18 protein-coding genes and 1 pseudogene are annotated in these 19759 nt (G+C 72.9%); 5 read left to right on the top strand and 14 right to left on the bottom strand.

All coding sequences use genetic code 11. The features are described 5' to 3' along the window. Positions 1-13 precede the first annotated feature (13 nt). The 3 genes from AB4Y83_RS01010 to gndA all read right to left on the bottom strand — a co-directional run bounded on the left by AB4Y83_RS01010 (position 14) and on the right by gndA (position 5142). Complete coding sequence (locus AB4Y83_RS01010) at positions 14-2005, bottom strand: vWA domain-containing protein (RefSeq protein ID WP_442274570.1); 1992 nt, start codon at positions 2003-2005, stop codon at positions 14-16. A 9-nt stretch (positions 2006-2014) separates the two neighbouring features. Then, positions 2015-3412 (bottom strand): sigma 54-interacting transcriptional regulator, encoded by a 1398-nt coding sequence (locus AB4Y83_RS01005; RefSeq protein ID WP_442295752.1) that lies wholly within the window; start codon positions 3410-3412, stop codon positions 2015-2017. 278 nt (positions 3413-3690) lie between these two features. Then, positions 3691-5142 carry an NADP-dependent phosphogluconate dehydrogenase gene (gene gndA, locus AB4Y83_RS01000; protein WP_442295751.1) on the bottom strand — a complete coding sequence of 484 codons (1452 nt, stop codon included), beginning with the start codon at positions 5140-5142 and terminating at the stop codon, positions 3691-3693. Positions 5143-5233: 91 nt separating this feature from the next. Between gndA and AB4Y83_RS00995 the strand changes: the two genes are divergently transcribed. Then, positions 5234-6118 carry a DUF429 domain-containing protein gene (locus tag AB4Y83_RS00995; RefSeq protein WP_442295750.1) on the top strand — a complete coding sequence of 295 codons (885 nt, stop codon included), beginning with the start codon at positions 5234-5236 and terminating at the stop codon, positions 6116-6118. 37 nt (positions 6119-6155) lie between these two features. Next, complete coding sequence (locus AB4Y83_RS00990) at positions 6156-6380, top strand: hypothetical protein (RefSeq protein ID WP_442274566.1); 225 nt, start codon at positions 6156-6158, stop codon at positions 6378-6380. A gap of 138 nt (positions 6381-6518) precedes the next feature. Here AB4Y83_RS00990 and AB4Y83_RS00985 read toward each other — a convergent pair whose 3' ends face one another. Beyond that, positions 6519-7976: an MFS transporter gene (locus AB4Y83_RS00985; protein ID WP_442295749.1), complete on the bottom strand. Its 1458-nt coding sequence runs from the start codon at positions 7974-7976 to the stop codon at positions 6519-6521. A gap of 102 nt (positions 7977-8078) precedes the next feature. Between AB4Y83_RS00985 and AB4Y83_RS00980 the strand changes: the two genes are divergently transcribed. Further along, positions 8079-8678 (top strand): TetR family transcriptional regulator, encoded by a 600-nt coding sequence (locus AB4Y83_RS00980; RefSeq protein ID WP_056779476.1) that lies wholly within the window; start codon positions 8079-8081, stop codon positions 8676-8678. 114 nt (positions 8679-8792) lie between these two features. Here AB4Y83_RS00980 and AB4Y83_RS00975 read toward each other — a convergent pair whose 3' ends face one another. From AB4Y83_RS00975 to AB4Y83_RS00950, 6 genes and pseudogenes are all read right to left on the bottom strand, one after another. After that, positions 8793-9944, bottom strand: coding sequence for an SGNH/GDSL hydrolase family protein (locus AB4Y83_RS00975; protein WP_442295748.1), 1152 nt, complete (start codon positions 9942-9944; stop codon positions 8793-8795). A 150-nt stretch (positions 9945-10094) separates the two neighbouring features. Then, positions 10095-10919 carry an SDR family oxidoreductase gene (locus AB4Y83_RS00970; RefSeq protein WP_056823211.1) on the bottom strand — a complete coding sequence of 275 codons (825 nt, stop codon included), beginning with the start codon at positions 10917-10919 and terminating at the stop codon, positions 10095-10097. Between the two features lie 129 nt (positions 10920-11048). Further along, positions 11049-11378: an alpha/beta fold hydrolase gene (locus AB4Y83_RS00965; protein WP_442295877.1), complete on the bottom strand. Its 330-nt coding sequence runs from the start codon at positions 11376-11378 to the stop codon at positions 11049-11051. An 8-nt stretch (positions 11379-11386) separates the two neighbouring features. Further along, positions 11387-11821, bottom strand: a pseudogene (locus tag AB4Y83_RS00960) (alpha/beta fold hydrolase); the annotation flags it as partial. 131 nt (positions 11822-11952) lie between these two features. Next, positions 11953-13191 (bottom strand): RNA polymerase sigma factor, encoded by a 1239-nt coding sequence (locus AB4Y83_RS00955; RefSeq protein ID WP_442295747.1) that lies wholly within the window; start codon positions 13189-13191, stop codon positions 11953-11955. A gap of 13 nt (positions 13192-13204) precedes the next feature. Then, positions 13205-13600, bottom strand: a complete 396-nt coding sequence (locus AB4Y83_RS00950; RefSeq protein ID WP_442295746.1) for a YciI family protein — start codon at positions 13598-13600, stop codon at positions 13205-13207. A 138-nt stretch (positions 13601-13738) separates the two neighbouring features. Between AB4Y83_RS00950 and AB4Y83_RS00945 the strand changes: the two genes are divergently transcribed. Both AB4Y83_RS00945 and AB4Y83_RS00940 read left to right on the top strand, forming a co-directional pair. After that, on the top strand, positions 13739-14872 hold the full coding sequence (locus tag AB4Y83_RS00945) for a glycoside hydrolase family 76 protein (protein WP_442295745.1): 1134 nt from the start codon (positions 13739-13741) through the stop codon (positions 14870-14872). Between the two features lie 81 nt (positions 14873-14953). Further along, positions 14954-16042: an alpha/beta hydrolase family protein gene (locus tag AB4Y83_RS00940; RefSeq protein ID WP_442295744.1), complete on the top strand. Its 1089-nt coding sequence runs from the start codon at positions 14954-14956 to the stop codon at positions 16040-16042. Positions 16043-16064: 22 nt separating this feature from the next. On the opposite strand, the gene AB4Y83_RS00935 is transcribed toward AB4Y83_RS00940, so the two are convergent. The 4 genes from AB4Y83_RS00935 to AB4Y83_RS00920 all read right to left on the bottom strand — a co-directional run bounded on the left by AB4Y83_RS00935 (position 16065) and on the right by AB4Y83_RS00920 (position 19742). Then, a complete protein-coding gene (locus AB4Y83_RS00935; protein ID WP_442295743.1) occupies positions 16065-16982 on the bottom strand; it encodes an amidohydrolase family protein in 918 nt (305 codons plus the stop codon). Positions 16983-17028: 46 nt separating this feature from the next. Next, positions 17029-17562 (bottom strand): hemerythrin domain-containing protein, encoded by a 534-nt coding sequence (locus tag AB4Y83_RS00930; RefSeq protein ID WP_442295742.1) that lies wholly within the window; start codon positions 17560-17562, stop codon positions 17029-17031. Positions 17563-17652: 90 nt separating this feature from the next. After that, the gene (locus tag AB4Y83_RS00925; protein ID WP_442295741.1) at positions 17653-18987 is read right to left on the bottom strand and encodes an aminopeptidase C; all 1335 of its coding nucleotides are present in this window, start codon (positions 18985-18987) and stop codon (positions 17653-17655) included. A gap of 155 nt (positions 18988-19142) precedes the next feature. Further along, positions 19143-19742: an ATP-binding protein gene (locus tag AB4Y83_RS00920; RefSeq protein ID WP_442295740.1), complete on the bottom strand. Its 600-nt coding sequence runs from the start codon at positions 19740-19742 to the stop codon at positions 19143-19145. Positions 19743-19759 lie beyond the last annotated feature (17 nt).

The raw sequence follows: 19759 nt of genomic DNA, 5'->3' as shown, positions 1-19759 counted from the left end.
TGCGGCCCAGCGCTCAGCGGCGGCCCCGGCGGGTGCGGAGGTAGTCGGCGACGACGTACTCCCCGAGCCGCGAGATGTCGGGCGTGAAGACGCGCCCACCCGCCCGCCGGGCCACGGCGTCGACGAAGCGCGCCAGCCCCGGGTCGTCGCCGAGCATGAAGATGTTGAGCTGGGCCCCCGAGCGCCGCAGCTCGTCGACCTGCGCCACGGTCGCGCGCACGGTCTCCTGCGTCGCCGGCCAGTGGAAGGCCGGGCGCCCGTCCACCTCGATGTGCGCCGTCGGCTCACCGTCGGTGACGACGAGGACGACCGGCTCCGCGTCCGGGTGCCGCCGCAGGTGCCGCGAGGCGAGCATGAGCGCGTGCTGGAGGTTGGTGCCCTGCACCCACTCCGGCTCGGCCTCAGTGAGCTCCGTCGGCGTGAGCTTGCGGGCCGCGAGGTTGAAGCCGATGATCTGCAGCGCATCGTGCCGGAAGCGGGTCTGCACGAGGTGCGAGAGCGCGAGCGCCGTCTGCTTCATCGGCCCCCACCGACCCTCCTGCATCATCGAGAACGACATGTCGACGCACAGCGCGACCGCCGCCACCGAGCGCCGCTCCGTCTCTGCCACCTCGAAGTCGTCGACGAGCAGCTCCACCCCACCGCCCGAGGCGGTGCTCCGTCGGGCCGCGTTGCGCTGCAAGGCGTTCGACACGGTGCGCACCGTGTCGATGGGCAGCTCGTCGCCGAACTCCCACTGACGGGTGAGCCCGGTCGGCTCGTCGGCCTGACCCGCCGCGCGGTCGTCGTGGTCGCCGCGGCCGGTCGCCTCGACGCGGTCGAAGACCCGCTTGAGCGCGGTCTCGCCGAGGCGTCGCACGGCACGCGGGGTGAGTCGCAGGCCGTCGTCCCCGCGGGAGACGTAGCCCTGGCGTTCGAGCTCGCGCTCGAGCTGGCGGAGGGCCTCCATGTCACGGGCGGCGTCGGCGCCGAGGTACTGCTCGAGCCGCTCGACGTCGACGTCGTCGAGAGTCGCGCCGAAGTAGCCCTGACCGAGCTGCTCGCCGAGCTGCTCGAGATCGGCGAGCTCGGCGACCGCCCCGACAGCCTCCCCGTAGCCCATCGGCTCGCCGCCCTGACCCGGCTGCACGGGGCTGCGCCGGTCGAGACCGGGCCGCAGGGCGCGCAGGTTGTCGGAGAGCTGCGCCATCTGCGACGCGAGGTCGGGGTCGCCGAGGGCGTCGGACATGAGCTGGCCGAGCTGCTCGCGCTGCTCGGGGGTCAGCGAGGCCATGAGCCGGTCTGCCGCGGCCTGTCGCCGCGCCAGGGCGTCGATGAGCTCGTCGACGTTCTCGGGGTGCTCCGGGAAGAGGTCGCCGTGCTTGTCCATGAAGTCGCGGAACTGGTCCTCGGTGTCCTCGTCACGGGCGTGGGCGGCGAGGAGCTGGTTGAGGTCGGCGAGCATGTCCTTGACCGCCTGCATCGCCTGGGGGTCGTTGCCCGACAACGCCTGCTTGAGCCCCTCGAACTGCGCCCCGACGACCTCGCGCTGGAGCATCTGCTGGATCTGCTCGTACGTCTGCTGCGCCTCGGGCGAGTGCCACGCGTAGTCCCCGAGTGCGCGGACCGCGCCGGCCACGTCGTCGGGGATCGTCGCGAGGTCCATCTCGGCCAGCCGGGCGTCGTCACCGTCCTCACCGGCGAGGGTGTCGCGCTCCTCGGCGAGCGCCTGGTCGAGCATGGCGCGCACCTGGTCGAGGGTGCCGCCGAGGTCGCCGCGCCGACGCGCAGCCTCCCGCAGACGGCGTACGCGGTCAGCGAGGTCGTCGAGGCCGCGACGTCCGTCCATGCCCCGTCGCATGAGCTCGCGCAGCGCCTCCCGCAGGGAGCCACCGGCGAGGACGTCGTGCCCGACCTCGTCCAGGGCCGAGCGGACGTCGAAGGGCGGCGCGAGCGGGTCGGGCCCACCCGACCACGGCGCATAGCGGAACCGCCCGTGCACCTCGTCCCCGTCCCGCGGCGTCATCGGCACGACCTAGGCCCCGTAGACGGTGCGGCCGGCGACGGAGTCCTTGTCGATGCGGCGCGTCAGGTGCAGTCCCTCGAGCACGAACTCGACTGCGGCAGCGACCTGCCCGGGGGTCGCGTCGTCGCCGTGCCCGAGCCGGTCGAGCACCTTGGACAGGCCCGGCACCGGGCCCACCTGCGCGAGCAGGTCGGCGCCCGGCACGAGCTCCCCGGTCTCGACGACGGCGCCCTCGGCGAAGAGGTTCGTGAAGCCGGTGAGGTCGAGGCCCGCGAGGCGCGAGCGGTAGGTCTCGGCGACGGCGAGGCGCAGCAGGTGCGTCAGCACATCGCGCTCCCGGCCCTCCTCCCCCATCTCGAACTCGACCTTGCCGAGCAGGGTGGGCACGACGGTGGGGACGTCGCAGACGCGCGCGACGGCATACGCCTCCCCGGAGCGGGCGGCGCGGCGCAGCGCGGAGCCGGCCACGCCCTCGGCCCCCGCGATGGCGAACCGCGCCGACACACCGGAGCGCTGGTCGACGGCCGACGACTCGCGCAGCCCGCGGGTGAAGCGGGCGACGACCTCGAGGAGGTGCTCGGGCACGTCGGCGACGAGCGCTGACTCCTGCGCGATGAGGGCGACCTCGTCGCTGACCTCGGTCGGGTAGTGGGTGCGGATCTCGGCGCCGAAGCGGTCCTTGAGCGGCGTGATGATGCGGCCGCGGTTCGTGTAGTCCTCGGGGTTGGCCGTCGCGACGAGGAGGATGTCGAGGGGCAGCCGCAGGGAGTAGCCGCGGATCTGGATGTCGCGCTCCTCGAGCACGTTGAAGAGGGCGACCTGGATGCGCTCGGCGAGGTCGGGCAGCTCGTTGAGGCCGAAGATGCCACGGTTGCTGCGCGGCACGAGGCCGTAGTGCACCGTCTCGGGGTCGCCCAGCGTGCGGCCCTGCGCGACCTTGACGGGGTCGACGTCGCCGACGAGGTCACCGACGCTCGTGTCGGGCGTCGCGAGCTTCTCCGTGTAGCGCTCGCTGCGGTGGCGCCACGCGACGGGCAGGTCGTCGCCGAGCTCGGCCGCGAGGCGACGGCAGCGGGTGCACGACGGCGCGTGCGGGTCGTCGCCGATCTCGCAGCCCTCGACGACGGGGCTCCACTCGTCGAGCAGGCCCGAGAGCGTGCGCATGAGGCGGGTCTTGCCCTGGCCGCGCTCGCCGAGCAGGACGAGGTCGTGGCCCGCCAGCAGCGCCGTCTCGAGCTCGGGCAGGACGGTCTCCTCGAAGCCCACCATCCCGGGGAAGGCGTCGTCGCCCGCGCGCAGCCGGGCCAGGAGGTTCTCGCGGATCTCGCTCTTGACGCTGCGGTGGACGTGGCCGCTGTCGCGCAGCTCGCCGAGGGTGGTGGCACGACCGGTGTCGGGGTGGGTCATTGCTTCACGCTACGTCCGACTCCCGACCCTGTCGAAGGGTGCGTATGCCCGGGTCCGCGGGCGCGGCCGGCCCGGCCGCCCCTTGCAGGGGGCTTCCCCACACCGCGCCACGATGGCGACCGGAGCCTGTGCGTTGGGTCACGCTGTGACTCTCGTGCGCCTTTGCGCCCATCGAACCGGCTGAGTCACCTCACGACTCAAGGCACAGTGAGCCGCCGGCCTACGCACGCACCGGGCCGGTGCCGGGAGCCGGACGCCGCTCCCCGAGCGCCGGGTCCTCAGGCCGGGGCGGACTCGGCGCGGTCGCCGGCCCAGTCGGTGTGGAACGCGCCCGCGCGGTCGACGCGCGTGTAGGTGTGCGCACCGAAGTTGTCGCGCAGCGCCTGGATGAGCGCGGCTGGCAGACGGTCGCGGCGCAGGCCGTCGAAGTAGGCGAGCGACGACGCGAAGGCCGGTGCCGGGACGCCCCGCTCGGCCGACACGGCGACGACGCGGCGCCAGGCCTGCACCCCGTCGCCGATGGCGTCGGCGAACCACGGCGCGGTCAGCAGCGTCTCGAGGTCGGGCTCGGCGGCGTACGCCTCCTTGATGCGGTCGAGGAAGCGGGCGCGGATGATGCAGCCACCACGCCAGATCGTCGCGACCTCACCGAGGTCCAGGTCCCAACCGTGCTCCTCCGAGCCGGCGGCGAGCTGGTCGAAGCCCTGGGCGTAGGCGACGATCTTCGAGGCGTAGAGGGCGGCCCGGACGTCGTCGACGAAGGCGTCGCGATCGACGTCGCGCTGCGTGGCGGGGTCGAGGTCGGCGAGGTCCGAGAAGGTCTCGCGCACCGCGGCGCGCTGGCTCGTGTGGCCCGACAGGCTGCGCGCGAAGGTCGCCTCCGCGATGCCGGTGACCGGGACGCCGAGGTCGAGGGCGCTCTGCACGGTCCAGCGGCCGGTGCCCTTCTGCTCGGCCGCGTCACCGACGACGTCGACGAACGGCTTGCCCGTCGAGGCGTCGGTGTGGGCGAGCACGTCGGCGGTCATCTCGATGAGGAAGGACTCGAGGTCGCCCTCGTTCCACTCTCGGAAGACGTCGGCGATCTCGGCGGGCTCGAGCCCGAGGACGCTGCGGAGCAGGTCGAAGGACTCGGCGATGAGCTGCATGTCGGCGTACTCGATGCCGTTGTGGACCATCTTGACGAAGTGGCCGGCGGCGTCGGGGCCGAGGTGCGCGGCGCACGGCGTCCCGTCGACCTGCGCGGCGATCGACTCGACGACCGGAGCCAGGCGCTCGTAGGCATGGTCGGACCCGCCGACCATGATCGAGGGACCGTTGAGCGCGCCCTCCTCGCCGCCCGAGACGCCCATGCCGACGAAGTGGATCCCCTGGTCCGAGAGGGCCTTCTCCCGTCGGAGCGTGTCGGCGAAGTGCGCGTTGCCGGCGTCGACGACGATGTCGCCCTCGTCGAGCAGCGGCACGAGCTCGTCGATGACGGCGTCGGTCGGGTCACCGGCCTTGACCATGACGATGATGGCTCGCGGCTTCTGGATCGCGGCCACGAAGTCCTCGACCGTCTCGGCGGGGACGAAGTCGCCCTCGTCGCCGAACTGCTCGACGAGGCTCGTCATCCGCGAGGTCGTGCGGTTGTGGACCGCCACCGTGTGGCCGTGGCGGGCGATGTTGCGGGCGAGGTTGCGGCCCATCGTCGCGAGGCCGGTGACGCCGATCGTTGCGCGTGTCTCCATGTGGGCGCCAACCTCCCCGGAGACCGGTCCATTCCGCGCTGTCCACCCACCGGGCCAGACCGCACAGCCTCCGATGGGGTTGAGTGGTGCCATGGAGACGGACGCGCAGCGGATCCGCGGGCTCGCCGACGGGTTGACGACAGCGCTGGCCGGGCCGGTCGGCGGCAGCGACGAGATCAGGGCCGCCCTCGCGGAGAGCGTCGCAGCGCTGCGCCGGCTCGCGGACGTCGTCGAGCAGCACTCCGATGCCGCGGCGACCTCCGGGCGCCCCGCTCCGGTCGAGGTCGTCGCGCCCGTTCTCGGTGTCGACGGGTGCACAGCCGGTTGGGTGGGCGCGCTGCTCGAGCCCGGCGCCCCACGTCCGCGCATCCTCGTCGCCCCGACGATCGCCGAGCTCGTCGCCATGGTGCGCGAGTCGACCGGCATCCGAGTCGTCGGCATCGACATCCCGATCGGCCTGCCGGACAGCACGATCCGCCAGGCCGACGTCCTCGCACGCAAGGCTCTGCCCGGCAAGGCGTCGTCGATCTTCTCGACGCTGACCCGCACCGCCTACGGGGAGGCCACGCGCCTCGACGCCGACGCCGTCAACCGTGGCCTCGTCGGCCAGGGCGTGGGTGCCCAGGCGTTCGCCCTGCGCGACAAGATCGTCGAGGTCGACGCCTGGCTGCGCACGCGCCCCACCGTGACGGTGCTCGAGGTCCATCCGGAGGTGTCCTTCGCGACGATGACCGGCGCCCCGATCCTCGCGAGCAAGAAGACCGACGACGGACGCGACCAGCGGCTCGCAGCGCTCGCGGCCGCGGGCATCGCGCGCCCGTCCGTGCTCCGGGGCCAGGGGTATGCCGCGGACGACGTCCTCGACGCCTGCGCGGTCGCGTGGTCGGCTGCGCGCCACGCGGCAGGCCTGGCCCGGTCCCTGCCCGACCCGCCGGAGGTCTTCTCCGACGGCATCCCGGCCGCCATCTGGGCCTGAGCGACGCACGCGCGCAGTCGTGTCCGACGATGGGCGCATGCAGATCACGCTCGACGACCTCACCGACCCGGCCGTCATCGCCCTGCTCGACGGGCACGTCGCGCAGCTGCGCTCCATCTCGCCCCCGGAGAGCTCGCACGGTTCGGACGACTTCTTCGCGCCCGCCCGGGCTCTGTACGCCGCCCACGGCTTCGCCGAGTGCGGGCCCTTCGGCAGCTACCGCCTCGACCCGCACAGCACCTTCATGACCCTCGAGCTCTGAGTCGCCGGTCCGACGCCGGCGCCGTGTGCACGGGGCGGCGTCAGGACCCCGACGCCTGCACACGGCACCACGACGCGAACGAGGTATGCCGTCACGACCGGGCGCGACGGCATACCTCGTCCGGTGGTGGGTCGGGGCTCAGGCGGCAGGTGCCACCTGGGGAGCCCGACGGATGAAGAGGACGACGACCGCGGCGAGGAGTGCCGCACCGGCGCAGAGCGCGAAGAGCTGGCGATAGGCCGTGAGCGACGGCACCGCGAAGCTGCCGAGGATCACGGTGTTGGCGGCGAGGATGCTGCCGCCGAGGGCCGAGGCGAGCGAGCTGCCGAGGCTGCGGAAGAGCGCGTTGAGCCCGTTGGCGGCGGCGATCTCGGTGCGCGGCGTGTGCTCGTTGATGAGCGAGGGGATGGCGGCGTAGCCGATGCCCGTGCCGATCCCGACGATGGTCGTGCCGATGATGACCTCGGTCAGGCTCGAGGTCCAGACGATGCGCATGAACCACCCGGCGGCGACGACGACCGCGCCGAGGGCGAGGGTCTTCGGGGCGCCCCACGAGCCGATGAGGCGCGCGGCGATCGGCGAGAAGATGATCATCGCGATGCCGCTCGGGAGCAGGGCGAGACCGCCGGTCATGAGGCTCGCGCCGAAGCCGTAGCCGCTCGCCTCGGGGGCCTCGACGAAGGCCGCCGTGCCGAGGAACGACGCGAAGAGGGCGAAGCCGAAGAGGACCGAGGCGACGTTGGTCAGCACGATGGGACGGCGGCGCAGGGCCCGGAGGTCGACGAGGGGGTCCTGGATGCGGGTCTGGCTCCAGCCGAAGACGGCGAAGAGCACGGCGGACGCGGCGAGCAGCCACCACACGCGGGGGTCGGACCAGCCCCAGGCGGCGCTCTGGGTGAGCGGGAGCAGGAGCGTCAGCAGGGCGGCACCCATGAGGGTCGCACCGACGAGGTCGACGCGGCCGCCGCTGCGGCCCGGAGCCTCGGGCACCATCATCCGGATGCCGGCGAAGGCGATGAGCCCGGCGACCGAGGTGATCCAGAAGAGCGCGTGGAAGGAGAAGTGCTCGGCCACGAAGCCGGCGAGGGGCAGGCCCAGCGCACCGCCGACGCCGAGCATGGCGCTGACGAGGGCGACCGACGACGCGACGCGCTCCTTGGGCATCGTCGTCATGAGCAGGCTGATGCCGAGCGGGATCGCCGCGGCGGCCATGCCCTGGATCGAGCGGCCGAGGATGAGCAGACCGATGTTGTCGGTGAGGGCCGTGAGGAGCGAGCCGAGGGTGAGGGCGGCGAGGGCCACGAGGAGCATCCGGCGCTTGCCGAACATGTCACCGAGGCGGCCCAGGATCGGCACGGAGATGGCGGCGACGAGCAGCGTCGAGGTGAGCAGCCACGAGACGTTGCTGGCCGACGTGTTCAGGTCGGCCGGCAGGGACGAGAGGACGGGGACGAGCAGCGACTGCGAGAGCGCGACGACGAGCGCACCGAGGCCGACGAAGACGAGCTGGACGGTGGCCCGGCCCGAAGGTGTGCTCGACGTCGTGCTCGGTGCGGTGGCGACGGCCGTCTCGGGCGGCTCGGTGCTGACGGACATGCGGACTCCTCCGGAGGATCTGGGTGTGGTGACACTGTACGCCCGTTGTGTCACCGAGTGTCAAATGCGGCATGAGATGCCATCCGGTGCTAAGATCGGGACATGCCGCCGACGCCGACCACCCTCCGCGACCGGGCGCGCGGGGCCGTGCGTGACGAGGTGTCCAAGCAGGCGTGGCGCCTCTTCGCGGCCCAGGGCTTCGAGCTGACGACCGTCGACCAGATCGCCGCCGCGGCAGGCATGTCGCGCCGCACCTTCTTCCGCTACTTCGAGAGCAAGGAGGACCTCGTCCTCGACCGCCTCCTCGAGTCGGGTGAGTCCGTCGTCGACGCGATGCACGAGCGGCCGGCGGACGAGCCGCCGTGGACGGCGCTGCGCGGCGCCTTCGAGGCCATCGTCAGCGTGATGGAGGCCCATGCCGTCAGCTCCCGGCCGCTTCAGCTCATGCTCCATCGCGAGCCCGTGCTGCGTGGCACCGTCACCGAGCTGCACCGACGCTGGCTCGAGTCGCTGACCCCCCTGGTGGCCGGGCGCATGCCCCGCCGCCGTGGCCACCGAGGTCCCGACGTGCGCGCGGCCGCGATGACGAGCAGCGCCCTCGCCTGCCTCGAGATCGCGCAGACGACGTGGGCCGCCGACCCCTCGGTCCGACTCTCGTCCCTCCTCGACGAGGTCATGGGCGCCGTCTCCCCGCTCGACTGAGCACCGCCCGCACACCACCCGGACCCGCCACGACGTCACCGAGGTATGCCGTCGCGACCGGACGCGACGGCATACCTCGTCCCAGCGGGGGCTGTCCCTCTGACCCCGTGGAGGTCAGCCGGTGACGGCGACCCGGAGGGCTCCGGCGGTCGCGTCCCAGCCGGGCTGGCTCGGGTGGACGAGCTCGGCGACGTCACGGCCCGGCGTGCCGACGGGCACGAGCCACGCCTTCGAGTTGTCGGCGACGACGTGCGGGTCGAGGCCGTGGACTCGGCCGCCCCAGGCCGCCTTGACCGTGTCGACGAAGTGGTACTGCGTCGTCGCGTCCTCCGCGTCGAGCTCGGCGATGCCGCGCGCCTTGAGGTCGTCGCCGAGGCGCTGGAGGTCGTTGAGCGCCGTGCCTGCGTCGTAGACCGGCGCGACCTCGGGGATGCCGTAGCTCTCGGAGTTGACGAGGAACGGGTAGCTGAGCAGGTAGACCTGCGCGTGCCCACCGGACCGGGCGACGACGGCACGCAGGGCCGCCTTGGTGCGGTCGACCATCTCGGGCGCCTTGGCCGTCGCCGCGTCCAGCGCCTGCTTGCAGCTCGACGGGTCGCGGAGGGTCAGGCAGTCGACGACGATCGTCGAGAAGCCGATGTCGTTGCCGCCGATGGTGACGAACACGTAGTCGGTGTCTGGCGTGACCGCGTCGATCTGCGGCCGGGCCACCAGCTGGCACGAGACGGTGCCGGTGTAGAGGCCGCCCACGCCGACTCCGGCGACGAAGGTGTAGGTGTAGGCGAAGTCGGGCTGGGTCGGGACGCCGCAGAGCCGCTCGTTCTGCGCCCGGCGCAGCCACTCGGTCTTCTGGTCGGGGTGGCGCGCCGGATCGATCGAGTACGTCGCGCTCTTCGTGGACGGGTCGCCGAGCTCGCGCGGCTCGAGGATGTCGGCGACGACCCCACCGCTGCACGCGACGTCGGTGTAGCTCGCGCCGATCGAGGCCGCGACCTGCGAGCCGTAGTTGTCGGGCGAGCGGTAGCAGCTGCGCTCCTCGTAGCTGCCCGTGCCGTTGCCGGCCGAGTAGGAGTCGCCGAGCTGGACGACGTGCGGCGCGGTCGTCGTGGCGGACGGAGCGACGGCGGACAGAGCAACGGCGGTCGGGGAGGCCGCGGCTGACGGGGCGGTGGCCGCGCCGGCCGTGAGTGCTGCGGCCGTGGCGAGCGCCGCGACGAGGGCTGCGGCGGGGCGGGCCGGGCGGCCGGTGGGTGCGGAACGGGGCACGGCGGGACTCCTTCGTCCGGTGTCGGTCTCCGAGGAGAACGACACCGACACGACGGAGGTCACGCGGGCGCCGTGGCCGCCACCCCACGCGGAGGAGGTATGCCGTCACGGACGTGCGTGACGGCATACCTCCTCGGGTCGTGGCGGGGGTCAGCCCTGCGCGAGCTGGGACACGTCGTCCCACTTCTCCCAGGTCTCGATCCGCGAGGCGTAGTCCGCCTTGGCGATCGAGAGCGGGGCCGCGCCGAAGAAGACGCGCAGCGGCGGCTCGTCGGCGTCGACGACCTCGAGCACGGCCGCCGCGGAGGCCTTGGGGTCGCCGGGGCCGGAGGTGTTGCGGGCCGCGCGCTCGCGGTGGGTGCGTTCGCGGATCTCGTCGTAGGTGGACGACGGCTCGGAGTGCTTGGCCGACGGGCCGGCCCAGTCGGTCGAGAAGCCGCCGGGCTCGATGAGCGTGACCGTGATGCCGAAGGGCGCGACCTCCTGGGCGAGCGACTGGCTCAGACCCTCGAGCGCCCACTTCGACGCGTGGTAGGCGCCGACGATCGGGAACGCAGAGATGCCGCCGATCGAGCTGACCTGGATGATGTGGCCCGATCCCTGCTCGCGCATGATCGGCAGCGCCGCCTGCGTCACCCAGAGCGCACCGAAGAAGTTCGTCTCGAGCTGGTCGCGGACGTCGGCCTCGCTCAGCTCCTCGACGAAGCCGAAGTGGCCGTAGCCGGCGTTGTTGATGACGACATCGAGACGGCCGAACCGATCGTGCGCCTGCTGCACGGCGGCGAAGTCCGCGTCGCGGTCGGTGACGTCGAGGGCGATCGGCAGCAGCCGCTCGCCGTAGGTCTGGACGAGGTCGTCGAGGGTGGAGGTGTCGCGGGCGGTCGCGGCGACGTTGTCGCCTCGCTCGAGTGCGGCGATCGCCCACTCGCGACCGAACCCACGGGACGTTCCGGTGATGAACCACGTTTTCGTCATGCGTTCGACGCTATGACTTCGAGTGCGCTCCAACGCAAGCCGCGCCGTCGCCGCCAGACCCCGGTTCGAGGTGATGCCGACGCCCCGCGTGGACCCCGCGATCACCTCGAACCAGCCGGGGGCCGGCCCTCAGGATCGTCGGGCGGTCCGGGCCAGCCAGGTGAGCGCGTCCTCGGCGGTGCGGAGCACCGAGATGTGGCCGTCGCCGGGCTGGAGCCACAGGTCGGCGTCGGGGAGGGCACTCGCGAGCCACTGGCCGTGCGAGGCCGGGACGATCCGGTCGGCCCCGCCGTGCACGACGAGCGTGGGGGCCGACACGGCGCCGGGCTCGAAGCCCCAGTCGGAGACGTAGGCCAGGTCGTCGTCGATGAGCGCCGCCGGACCCGCAGCGAGGGCGGGCCCGACGACGGAGCCGAACCAGCCCCACGGTCCGGCGAACGCCGCCTCGTCTGCCTCCACGAAGCCGACGTCGGTCTCACCCGCCGGCGCCTGTGCGGCCGCGGCCTCGTGCGCTCCTTGGACTCGCGACCAGCTGCTGCAGCGCGGAGGGAGGCCTCACCGCCGGGCGCCATGCCGGCGAAGAACGCCAGCCCCGAGGCGCTGAACGGAGCGACCGCGGAGACGCTGACGACGGATCGCACCCGTTCGCCGAGCAGCGCGCCCGACGCGAGGGCGTGCGTGCCGCCGCCCGAGTGCCCCATGACCGCGAAGGACCCCACGCCGAGGTGGTCGGCGACGGCAGCCACGTCCCGGGCGGCCGAGGCGACGTCCCGGCCCGGCCGAGGCGTCGACCCGCCGTAGCCGGGCCGGTCGTAGGACACCCAGCGGATGCCGAGCCGGGCCGCGGCCTCGAAGAGGGGCCGTGGCGGTGCGCCGATGTTGGGCGTCCCGTGGTGCCACACGACGACGAGCGGCGCTACGTCGGCGGCTCCGCCGGCCCCGAGGTCGCCGGTGTCGTAGACGTGCAGCACGTGCCCGTCGCCGAGATCGACGTCGCTCTCGGTGACGGCGCTCGGGGCGGCTGGGGTGTCGCTCACAGGGCTTCGGCCTTTCGTCGGAGGTGGTCCTGCTCGGGGATGCTCGTCGTGAGCCGGGACGCGAGCAGGTAGCTGTCGCGAGCACCGGCGGCGGCTCCCGACATCTCGAGGAGGTGGGCGCGCACCGCGTGCAGCCGGTGGTGCCGGGCGAGCCGCTTGTCCTGCTCGAGGTCGTCCAGCACGGCGAGCCCGGCGACAGGTCCCTCGACCATGGCGAGCGCGACGGCGCGGTTGAGCGTCACGACCGGCCCGGGCGCGAGCTGCTCGAGCAGCCCGTAGAGGGCCAGCACCTGCTCCCAGTCCGTCTGCGCCGCCGTCGGCGCCTCGTCGTGCACGGCCGCGATCGCCGCCTGCACCTGGTAGGGCCCGAGCCGGGTCCGCGTCAGGGCGTCGGTCACGAGGGCGACGCCCTCCCGGACGTATGCCGTGTCCCACCGAGAGCGGTCCTGCTCGGCGAGCGGCACGAGCTCACCGGCCTCGCTCGTCCGGGCCGGCCGTCGCGCCTCGGTGAGCAGCATGAGGGCGAGCAGCCCGGCGACCTCGCCGTCATCGGGCAGGAGGGCGTGCGCCTGGCGCGTCAGGCGGATCGCCTCTGCCGTCAGGTCGATCCGGTGCAGCGAGTCGCCACTGCTCGCCGTGTGACCCTCGGTGAAGACGAGGTAGAGGACGTGGAGCACCTCCCGCAGCCGCTCGGGCACGTCGTCGGGCGGCGGCATCCGGAACTCGGCCCCCGACTCGCGGATCCGCTGCTTGGCGCGGCTGATCCGCTGCGCCATCGTCGCCTCGGGCACGAGGAACGCATGGGCGATCTGCGCCGTCGTCAGACCGCCGACCGCCCTGAGGGTCAGGGCGATCCGTGACGCTGGAGCCAGCGCGGGGTGGCAGCACAGGAGGAGCAGCGTCAGGGTGTCGTCGTGGTCGGCCGGCCCGGCGGCATACGCAGGCGGAACGACGAGGTCGCCGACCGGCACGTTGGTCGCATCGGCGAGCTCGCGTCGGATCCGCGCCTCGTCGCTGCGCAGGCCGTCGATGAGGCGACGCGAGCCGACCCGGATGAGCCACGCCTTGGGGTCGTCCGGCACGCCCTCCTCGGGCCACTGCGCCGCCGCGGCGAGCAGCGCCTCCTGGGCGGCCTCCTCGGCACGGTCGAAGTCCCGGTAGCGACGCACGAGCGCCCCGATGACCTGCGGCGTCACGCTGCGCCACAGGTCGTCGGTCACCACGGATCCGCCCACGTCACAAGCCTTCTCAGAGGTCCTCGGCCGATCCACCCATGAGCGGGCGCACCTCGACGACAGCGAACCGGGCGTCGGGGAAGCGTCCCGCGATCTCCTCGGCCCGCTCGGGAGTCGCACAGTCGACGACGAAGTAGCCGGCCATCTGCTCCTTCGACTCTACGAAGGGACCGTCGGTGACGAGGCTCTCGCCGTCGCGCACCCGCACGCTCCGGGCCGTCAGCGGGTCCGCGAGCGCCTGCGCGGTCACGAGCTCACCCGACTCGCTGATCTCGCCCATGAGCTCCTCGAAGTCGCGCAGCATCCCGGCGCGCTCGTCGTCGGTCATGGCCGCGGCCTCGGGCGTGCGCAGGAAGATCGGGTGCCCCCACATCTGCGGGTTGCTCCAGATCATGAGCAGGTACTTCACGTCGACTCCTTCGTCCTGGCGCCGTCGTGGCGGCCGATTCACGTCTCGTCAGGGACGTCGGAGCCGTGGCCGCGATCTCGACACCGCCACCGACCCTTCCACAGTCAGGTGTGGCGGGGGTCGCGGTAGCGTCGCAGCGTGTCAGCCGCCGACGCCCCGACCGCTCCCCCGGCCGTCCTCGACGAGCGCGCCGCCGAGGCCGAGCGGTCCGTCACGGCGCTCTTCGCCGGGCGGCTCGGGCGTATGCCGTTGACGCACCTCGCGCGCATCGTGCACCCCGCGCCGCCGGGGTCACGGACGTTCGGCGGCCTCCGCGGGGCGTGGCACTACTGGTGGCAGGCGCACTACCTCGATGCGGTCGTGGACGCAGGCCTCCGGTCCCTGCGCGCCGGTGACCCGGCAGGCGCGGAGGCCCGTGCCCGACAGGGTGACCGGCTGCTCTCGACGATCCGGCTGCGCAACCGGGTGCGCTGGGTCAACGACTTCTACGACGACATGGCCTGGCTCGCGCTCGCCTCCGGTCGGCTGCAGGACCTGCACGACGAGATCGGGCGCACCGCGCGGGGCCGACGCCTCCGCTCGGCCGGCAGCCACCTCACGGCGCAGCTGCGGTCGGCGCACACGGACGACCTCGGGGGCGGCCTCTTCTGGAGCCGGGACCGCGACTTCAAGAACAGTCCCGCGACGGGCCCGGCCGCGCTGCACCTCGCCCGTCTCGGCGACACGGACGAGGCTCGCCGGCTCGTCGACTGGCTCTACGCGCGCCTGTGGTCGGTGGAGAGCGGACTCGTGCTCGACGGCATCCGGCTCCTGGGTGGTGAGGAGGTGCTCGTCCCCGACGTGTGGTCGTACAACCAGGGCACGGTGCTCGGCGCGCTCGTGACGCTCGGGGACGACCAGAGCCTCGCGCGGGCAGCCGCGCTCGTCGCCGCGGTGGACGCGTGGCTGACGACCGAGGTCGGTGGCGCCCGGGTGCTTCGGACGCACGGCGGCGGCGACGGCGGCCTCTTCACCGGGATCCTCGTGCGCTACCTCGCGCTCGCCGCGAACGTCCCGGCCCTCGACCCGGAGGCGCGGGAGACCGCACGGCGGCTCGTCACGGGCACGGCCGACGCGCTGTGGACCGGTCGCGGCAGCCTGCGGGTCGCAGGTCGGCGTGACCCGTCGGTCTTCGCCGTCGAGCCGGGCGGGCCCGCACCGGTGCCACCGCTCGAGCTGTCGCCGCAGCTGCAGGCCTGGACCGTCCTCGAGGCCGCCGCCGCGCTCCACTGACCCCGTCGGGAAGGTCTCGGATCGGGCACGAAGGCTGGGAGCGGGCTGGGAATCCCGCCTCCCACGGGTGAGACTCGAGACGTGCGCACCCCACGAGCCCTCGCCGTCGGCCTCACCGCCGCGCTGCTGCTCGGCGCCTGCTCGACCGTGGGGCCCACCGACGACCGAGGGGGCGGCACGACGGGAGCCGGCCCGACGGCATACGCCAGCGCGTCGAGCGCTCCGTCCCCGGCGCCCTCCACGACGGCACCGGAGCAGACCCCGACACCCGGTCCGACCAGCACGCCGAAGCCCGCGCCCGATCCGGCGTCGATCGCGGCGCTCATCGCGATGCAGTACGACGGCGGCAACCTCAGGCTCGGGCGCGAGCGCGGCAGCACCGACGCGTACCGACAGTACTTCGCGACCTACGAGAGCAACGGGCTGACGATCTCGGGGCGCATCAACATCCCGCGCGGCACGGGCCCGTTCCCGGCTGTCGTCCTCGCGCACGGCTACGTCGACCCCGCGGCCTACACGAACGGCGAGACCATGCTCCGCGAGCGCGACCACCTCGCGCGGCAGGGCTACGTCACGCTGCACATCGACTACCGCAACCACGCGCAGTCCGACACGGACCCGCGCAACGACGCCAACCTCCGAGCGGGCTACGCGGTCGATGCCATCAACGCCGGGCTGGCGCTCAAGAAGGCGCAGGTGGTCGACCCCGACCGCGTCGCGCTCATCGGCCGGTCGATGGGCGGCGGGGTCGTCTACACCGCCCTGGTCGTACGCCCGGGGCTCTTCCGCGCGGCCGTGGCCTACGCGCCGGTCAGCTCCGACACCGTCGACAACTTCGACACGTGGGTGCGGCGCGACGCCTCCCGCTCGGGCGCGGCCCGCGCCGTCATCGGCCGCCTGGGCACTCCCGAGGCGCAGCCGGCGGCCTGGGCGGCGACGAGCCCGCGCACCTATTTCGGCCGGATCACCGAGCCGCTCCTCATCCACCACGGCACCGCCGACGAGGACTGCCCGCTGTCGTGGTCGCGCGAGTCCGTCGCGGCGTTGAAGGCCGAGGGCAAGGACGTCGAGCTGCGCATCTATCCCGGCGGGCGGCACACGCTGACGTCCCCGCACTGGGACACCTCGATCCGCCGCACCGAGGCCTTCCTCGCCGAGCACCTGGGCTGACGTCCGGTGCGGCTTGCCACGGCTACGTGGTGGGCAGACCCAGCAGACGGGCGCCGTTGTGCCAGAGCACGGCACGCATCCAGTCGTCGCCGAGGTCGAGACGGGCGAGCGCGTCGACCTGGTGGGCGTAGGGGTAGGGGATGCTCGGGAAGTCCGAGCCGAGCACGACCCGGTCGCGCAGCCCGCCGAGACGGTCGACGTAGCCGTCGGGGAATGGCGCGAAACGGTTCGTGAAGTCCGTGCCGCTCATCGTCGTGTCGAGGTGCACGCCGGCGAACTCCTCCGCGAGGTCGGCGAACTCGTGGTACTCCGGCATGCCGAGGTGGGCGACGACGAGGACGAGGTCGGGGTGCCTGCGCAGCACCTCACGCACCGCTCGCGGGCCGGTGTGGGTGCCGCGGATGGGCGCCGACCCGGCGTGGACGACGACGGGCACGCGGGCGGCCTCGAGCCGCGCCCACGCCGGGTCGAGCCGGTCGTCGTCCGGGGTGAAGTCCCCGACCTGGACGTGGATCTTGAAGAGGCCGGCCCCGTCGTCGAGGGCCGCCGCCACCTGGTCACCCACGCCGGGCTCCGGGTAGAACGTCGCGCAGTGCACGGCGTCGGGCACCCTCCGGGCGAAGTCGGCACACCACTCGTTGAGCCACGTCGCCATGCCGGGCTTGTGCGGGTAGACGAGAGCCGGGATCGCCCGGAGCCCGAGAGCGCGCAGCGTCGCCAGACGCGTCGGCTCTTCGTCGCGGTACGTGATCGGCCACGGCGCGCCGTAGTGCGTCTCGGCGTCCTCGAAGTAGGCCCACACCTTGCGCTGCATGGCGTCGGGCAGGAAGTGCACGTGGATGTCGGCGAGCCCCGGCAACCCGAGGGAGCGGACGTATGCCGGCACGTCGGCGTCCGTCGCCGGGCCCGGTGTCGTGCGGGGTGCGTCAGAGGTCGTCATCGTCTGGCAGCGTAGGTCAGGCCGGTCGCCCTCGCCGGGCGGGCGCTCACGTGCCACGCGCCGTCAGCACGGCCCCGACCCACGAGCGGTCGTCGAGGCCGTCGAGCGCGGCGCCGATGCTGCGCTCCTCGAAGGCGAAGTGGGAGTCCATGATCGCCATGAGCCCGTCGAGCTCCCCCACGAGACGAGTCCGGCGCGCCCCCGACGCCTCCGATGTCTCCGACGCCTCCTCGGCGAGGACGGCCACCCGGGTGAGGATGCCGGCGACGAGGTGGTGGTCCTCGGCGAGCTTGTCGAGCATCGGGCCGAGGTCGGGGCGCTCGGCGCGGAGCGCGGCGAAGAGTCCGTCGTCCTCACCGGTGTGATGGGCCTGGAGGGCGCGGCAGAAGCCGAGGCAGTGCGCGAGGAGCCCGGCGACCGGCGAGGAAGCGCCGGCCGCCGGCGCGCCGTCCCGGCCGAGGCTGTCACGGAGGACGCGCACCCGGGCCCGCAGGTCGTCGTGCACGGCGCTCAGCTGGGCAGCCAGGGCCACCGTGCGGTCCTGGTCGTCATCACGTGGGTCGCGGGAGCTCGGGAGCATGGTCCACCCAGTCCATCACGTGCACCCGCCGACGCAGAGCGCGCCGCCGCCTGACCGGCAGCGGCGCGCTCGACGCGGAGCGGAAGGGAGTCAGCCGGCGAGGGCGCCCATCGGGTCCCAGGCGGGGAGCACGATCGGGTCGCGGGTCAGCGCCTCCTGCAGCTCGGCGGGCAGCGCGTCGCGGCGCACGGCCACCTCGAAGACGAACTCGCCGAACCACGAGTCGTTCATCGTCATGAAGCCCTTGTCGCCCTTCTCGGTGCCCCAGCTGTTCTCGACGCGCCAACGACGCGGGACGTCGTCGAGCAGGTCGACGCCGGTGAAGAGCATGGCGTGCGTCATGAGCGACTCGTGGTGCAGCAGCCGGTCGGCCTTGCCGAGACTCGGCTCGGTGCCGTAGATCGCGGCGCGGTCGAAGAGGCCGGCGTCCCAGAGCCCGAGGGTGGCGTTGGACATCTGGCCGGTGTCGCACCCGAACCAGACGGGCTCGCCGCCGACGATCGCCTGTGCCGCAAGGGACTTCATGAGATCCGGCTCGACGTTGAGGTAGGTGACCGGCGGCGCCCCGACGACGTTGCCAAGGTGCTCGACCGTGAAGGTGTGCCCGTAGGGGCTGCTCGCGCGAGGGTCGTTGACGAGGCACACGTAGTCCTCGAGCGGCACCGTGACGTAGCGCTCGGCGAACTCGAGCGGCGTCATCGTGCCGTCACGGTGGAAGCCGCCGTCGGTGTCCTTCCACTGCCACACGAACGACTCCGGCGGCGTGCCGAGGTGGATGCAGAGCAGACGGTGGACCGTCACGAGCACCTGCTCCTTGGCGTCCTGGAGGTCCTCGGCGCCGGCGCCGTCGGCTGCCGCGGCCCGCAGGTCGCGCGCGGCCTGGCGCAGGATCGTGCTGAGGTCGCGGTTCATCTGACCGGTGTTGCTCGAGCTCTTCGTCTCGGGCATCGCGATCTTGGGCACGAGGCCGTGCTTGACGACGAGCGCGACGAACATGTTCCACTGCCCGCCGTCCTCGGCCGGCGTGGCGAGCAGGTGCGCCACGGTGCGGTCGTCGACGTCACGGTCGGACGTCGCGATGACGGACTCGAGCCAGTGGTTGGCCTTCTCGAACTTGTCCCAGAAGAGCAGGTGGTTCTGCGAGAACTCGAAGTCCTTGACCTTGAGCTTCTCGCGGGCACTCGCGCGCAGCAGGTTGGTGCCGGCGAAGAGCCAGCAACGGCCGCTCTTCTCCTGGGAGGTCGCCGTCCAGTCGTCGAGGAGGTTCGAGACCGAGTGGTCGATGCCCGTCACCACCCGGCGGTCGAGCGCGATCTCGTCGACCGACGTCGTCGTGACGGCATTCTGGAGCATTCGTGCGGTGGGGTCGGCCTCGAACGCCTTCGTGAGGCGCTCGACGAGGTCGGGGGCGAGGTCGCGCGGCATGGGCCACTCCTTCGAGCTTCTCGGGATCCCAGCATCGTATGCCGCCCCGCCGGCACCCACCCGGTCCCGCCCCACTCCAGTGAGCGCCCGCCACTCGGGTGAGCGCCAGGCCCCACTCGAGTGAGCGCCCCGCCACACGCGTCGCGGCAGGTCGGTCACACGCTCTCGGCGACGACCTCGATCGGCACCGCTGCGGTGTACGCCTGCGCGGCAGCCCGGACCTCGTCGGCGGTGAGGGAGCCCGGGACGAGCGCCGGGTCGGGCCGGAACTGGACGACCGTCCCCGTCGACGCCTGACCGGGCACGGCCTCCAGCACCCCCTGTGGCAGGCCGTGCTCGAAGCGCTGGCTCCAGCCGCCCTCGGCACGCCGGTTGGTGTGGACGACCCACTCGCTGAGGGCGGCGACGACCGAGATGCCGGCTCGCGGCGACCCGTCGGGCAGCAGCGGTGCGTCGTCGCGGCCGTAGAAGCGCAGGTCCTTCGTCGCCATGATCGGCTTGACGCGCGCGACACCGTCCTCGTCGACGCGGGTCTCGGTGCCGCGGCCGTCGTCGGCCACCGAGACCGAGCCGTCGGCGTGGAGCACGACACGGATCCGGGTCGTGCGTCCTTCGACAGCCTCGTCGACGGGGTAGGCGAGCACCTCGAGGACGAGCCTCAGCGGGCCTCCGGCAGCGAACGCACCTGCGTTGGTGCGGATCTCGTCGAGATGGTCGGGGTCGACCGCCCTGCTCCAGTCGTGCGTGGTTCCCACGCCCCCACCCTGTCAGA

Source organism: Terrabacter sp. RAF57 (assembly GCF_052113925.1).
Taxonomy (GTDB): domain Bacteria; phylum Actinomycetota; class Actinomycetes; order Actinomycetales; family Dermatophilaceae; genus Terrabacter.
Note: the sequence above shows the minus strand (reverse complement) of the source record. Positions and strands in the feature narration are given on the sequence as shown.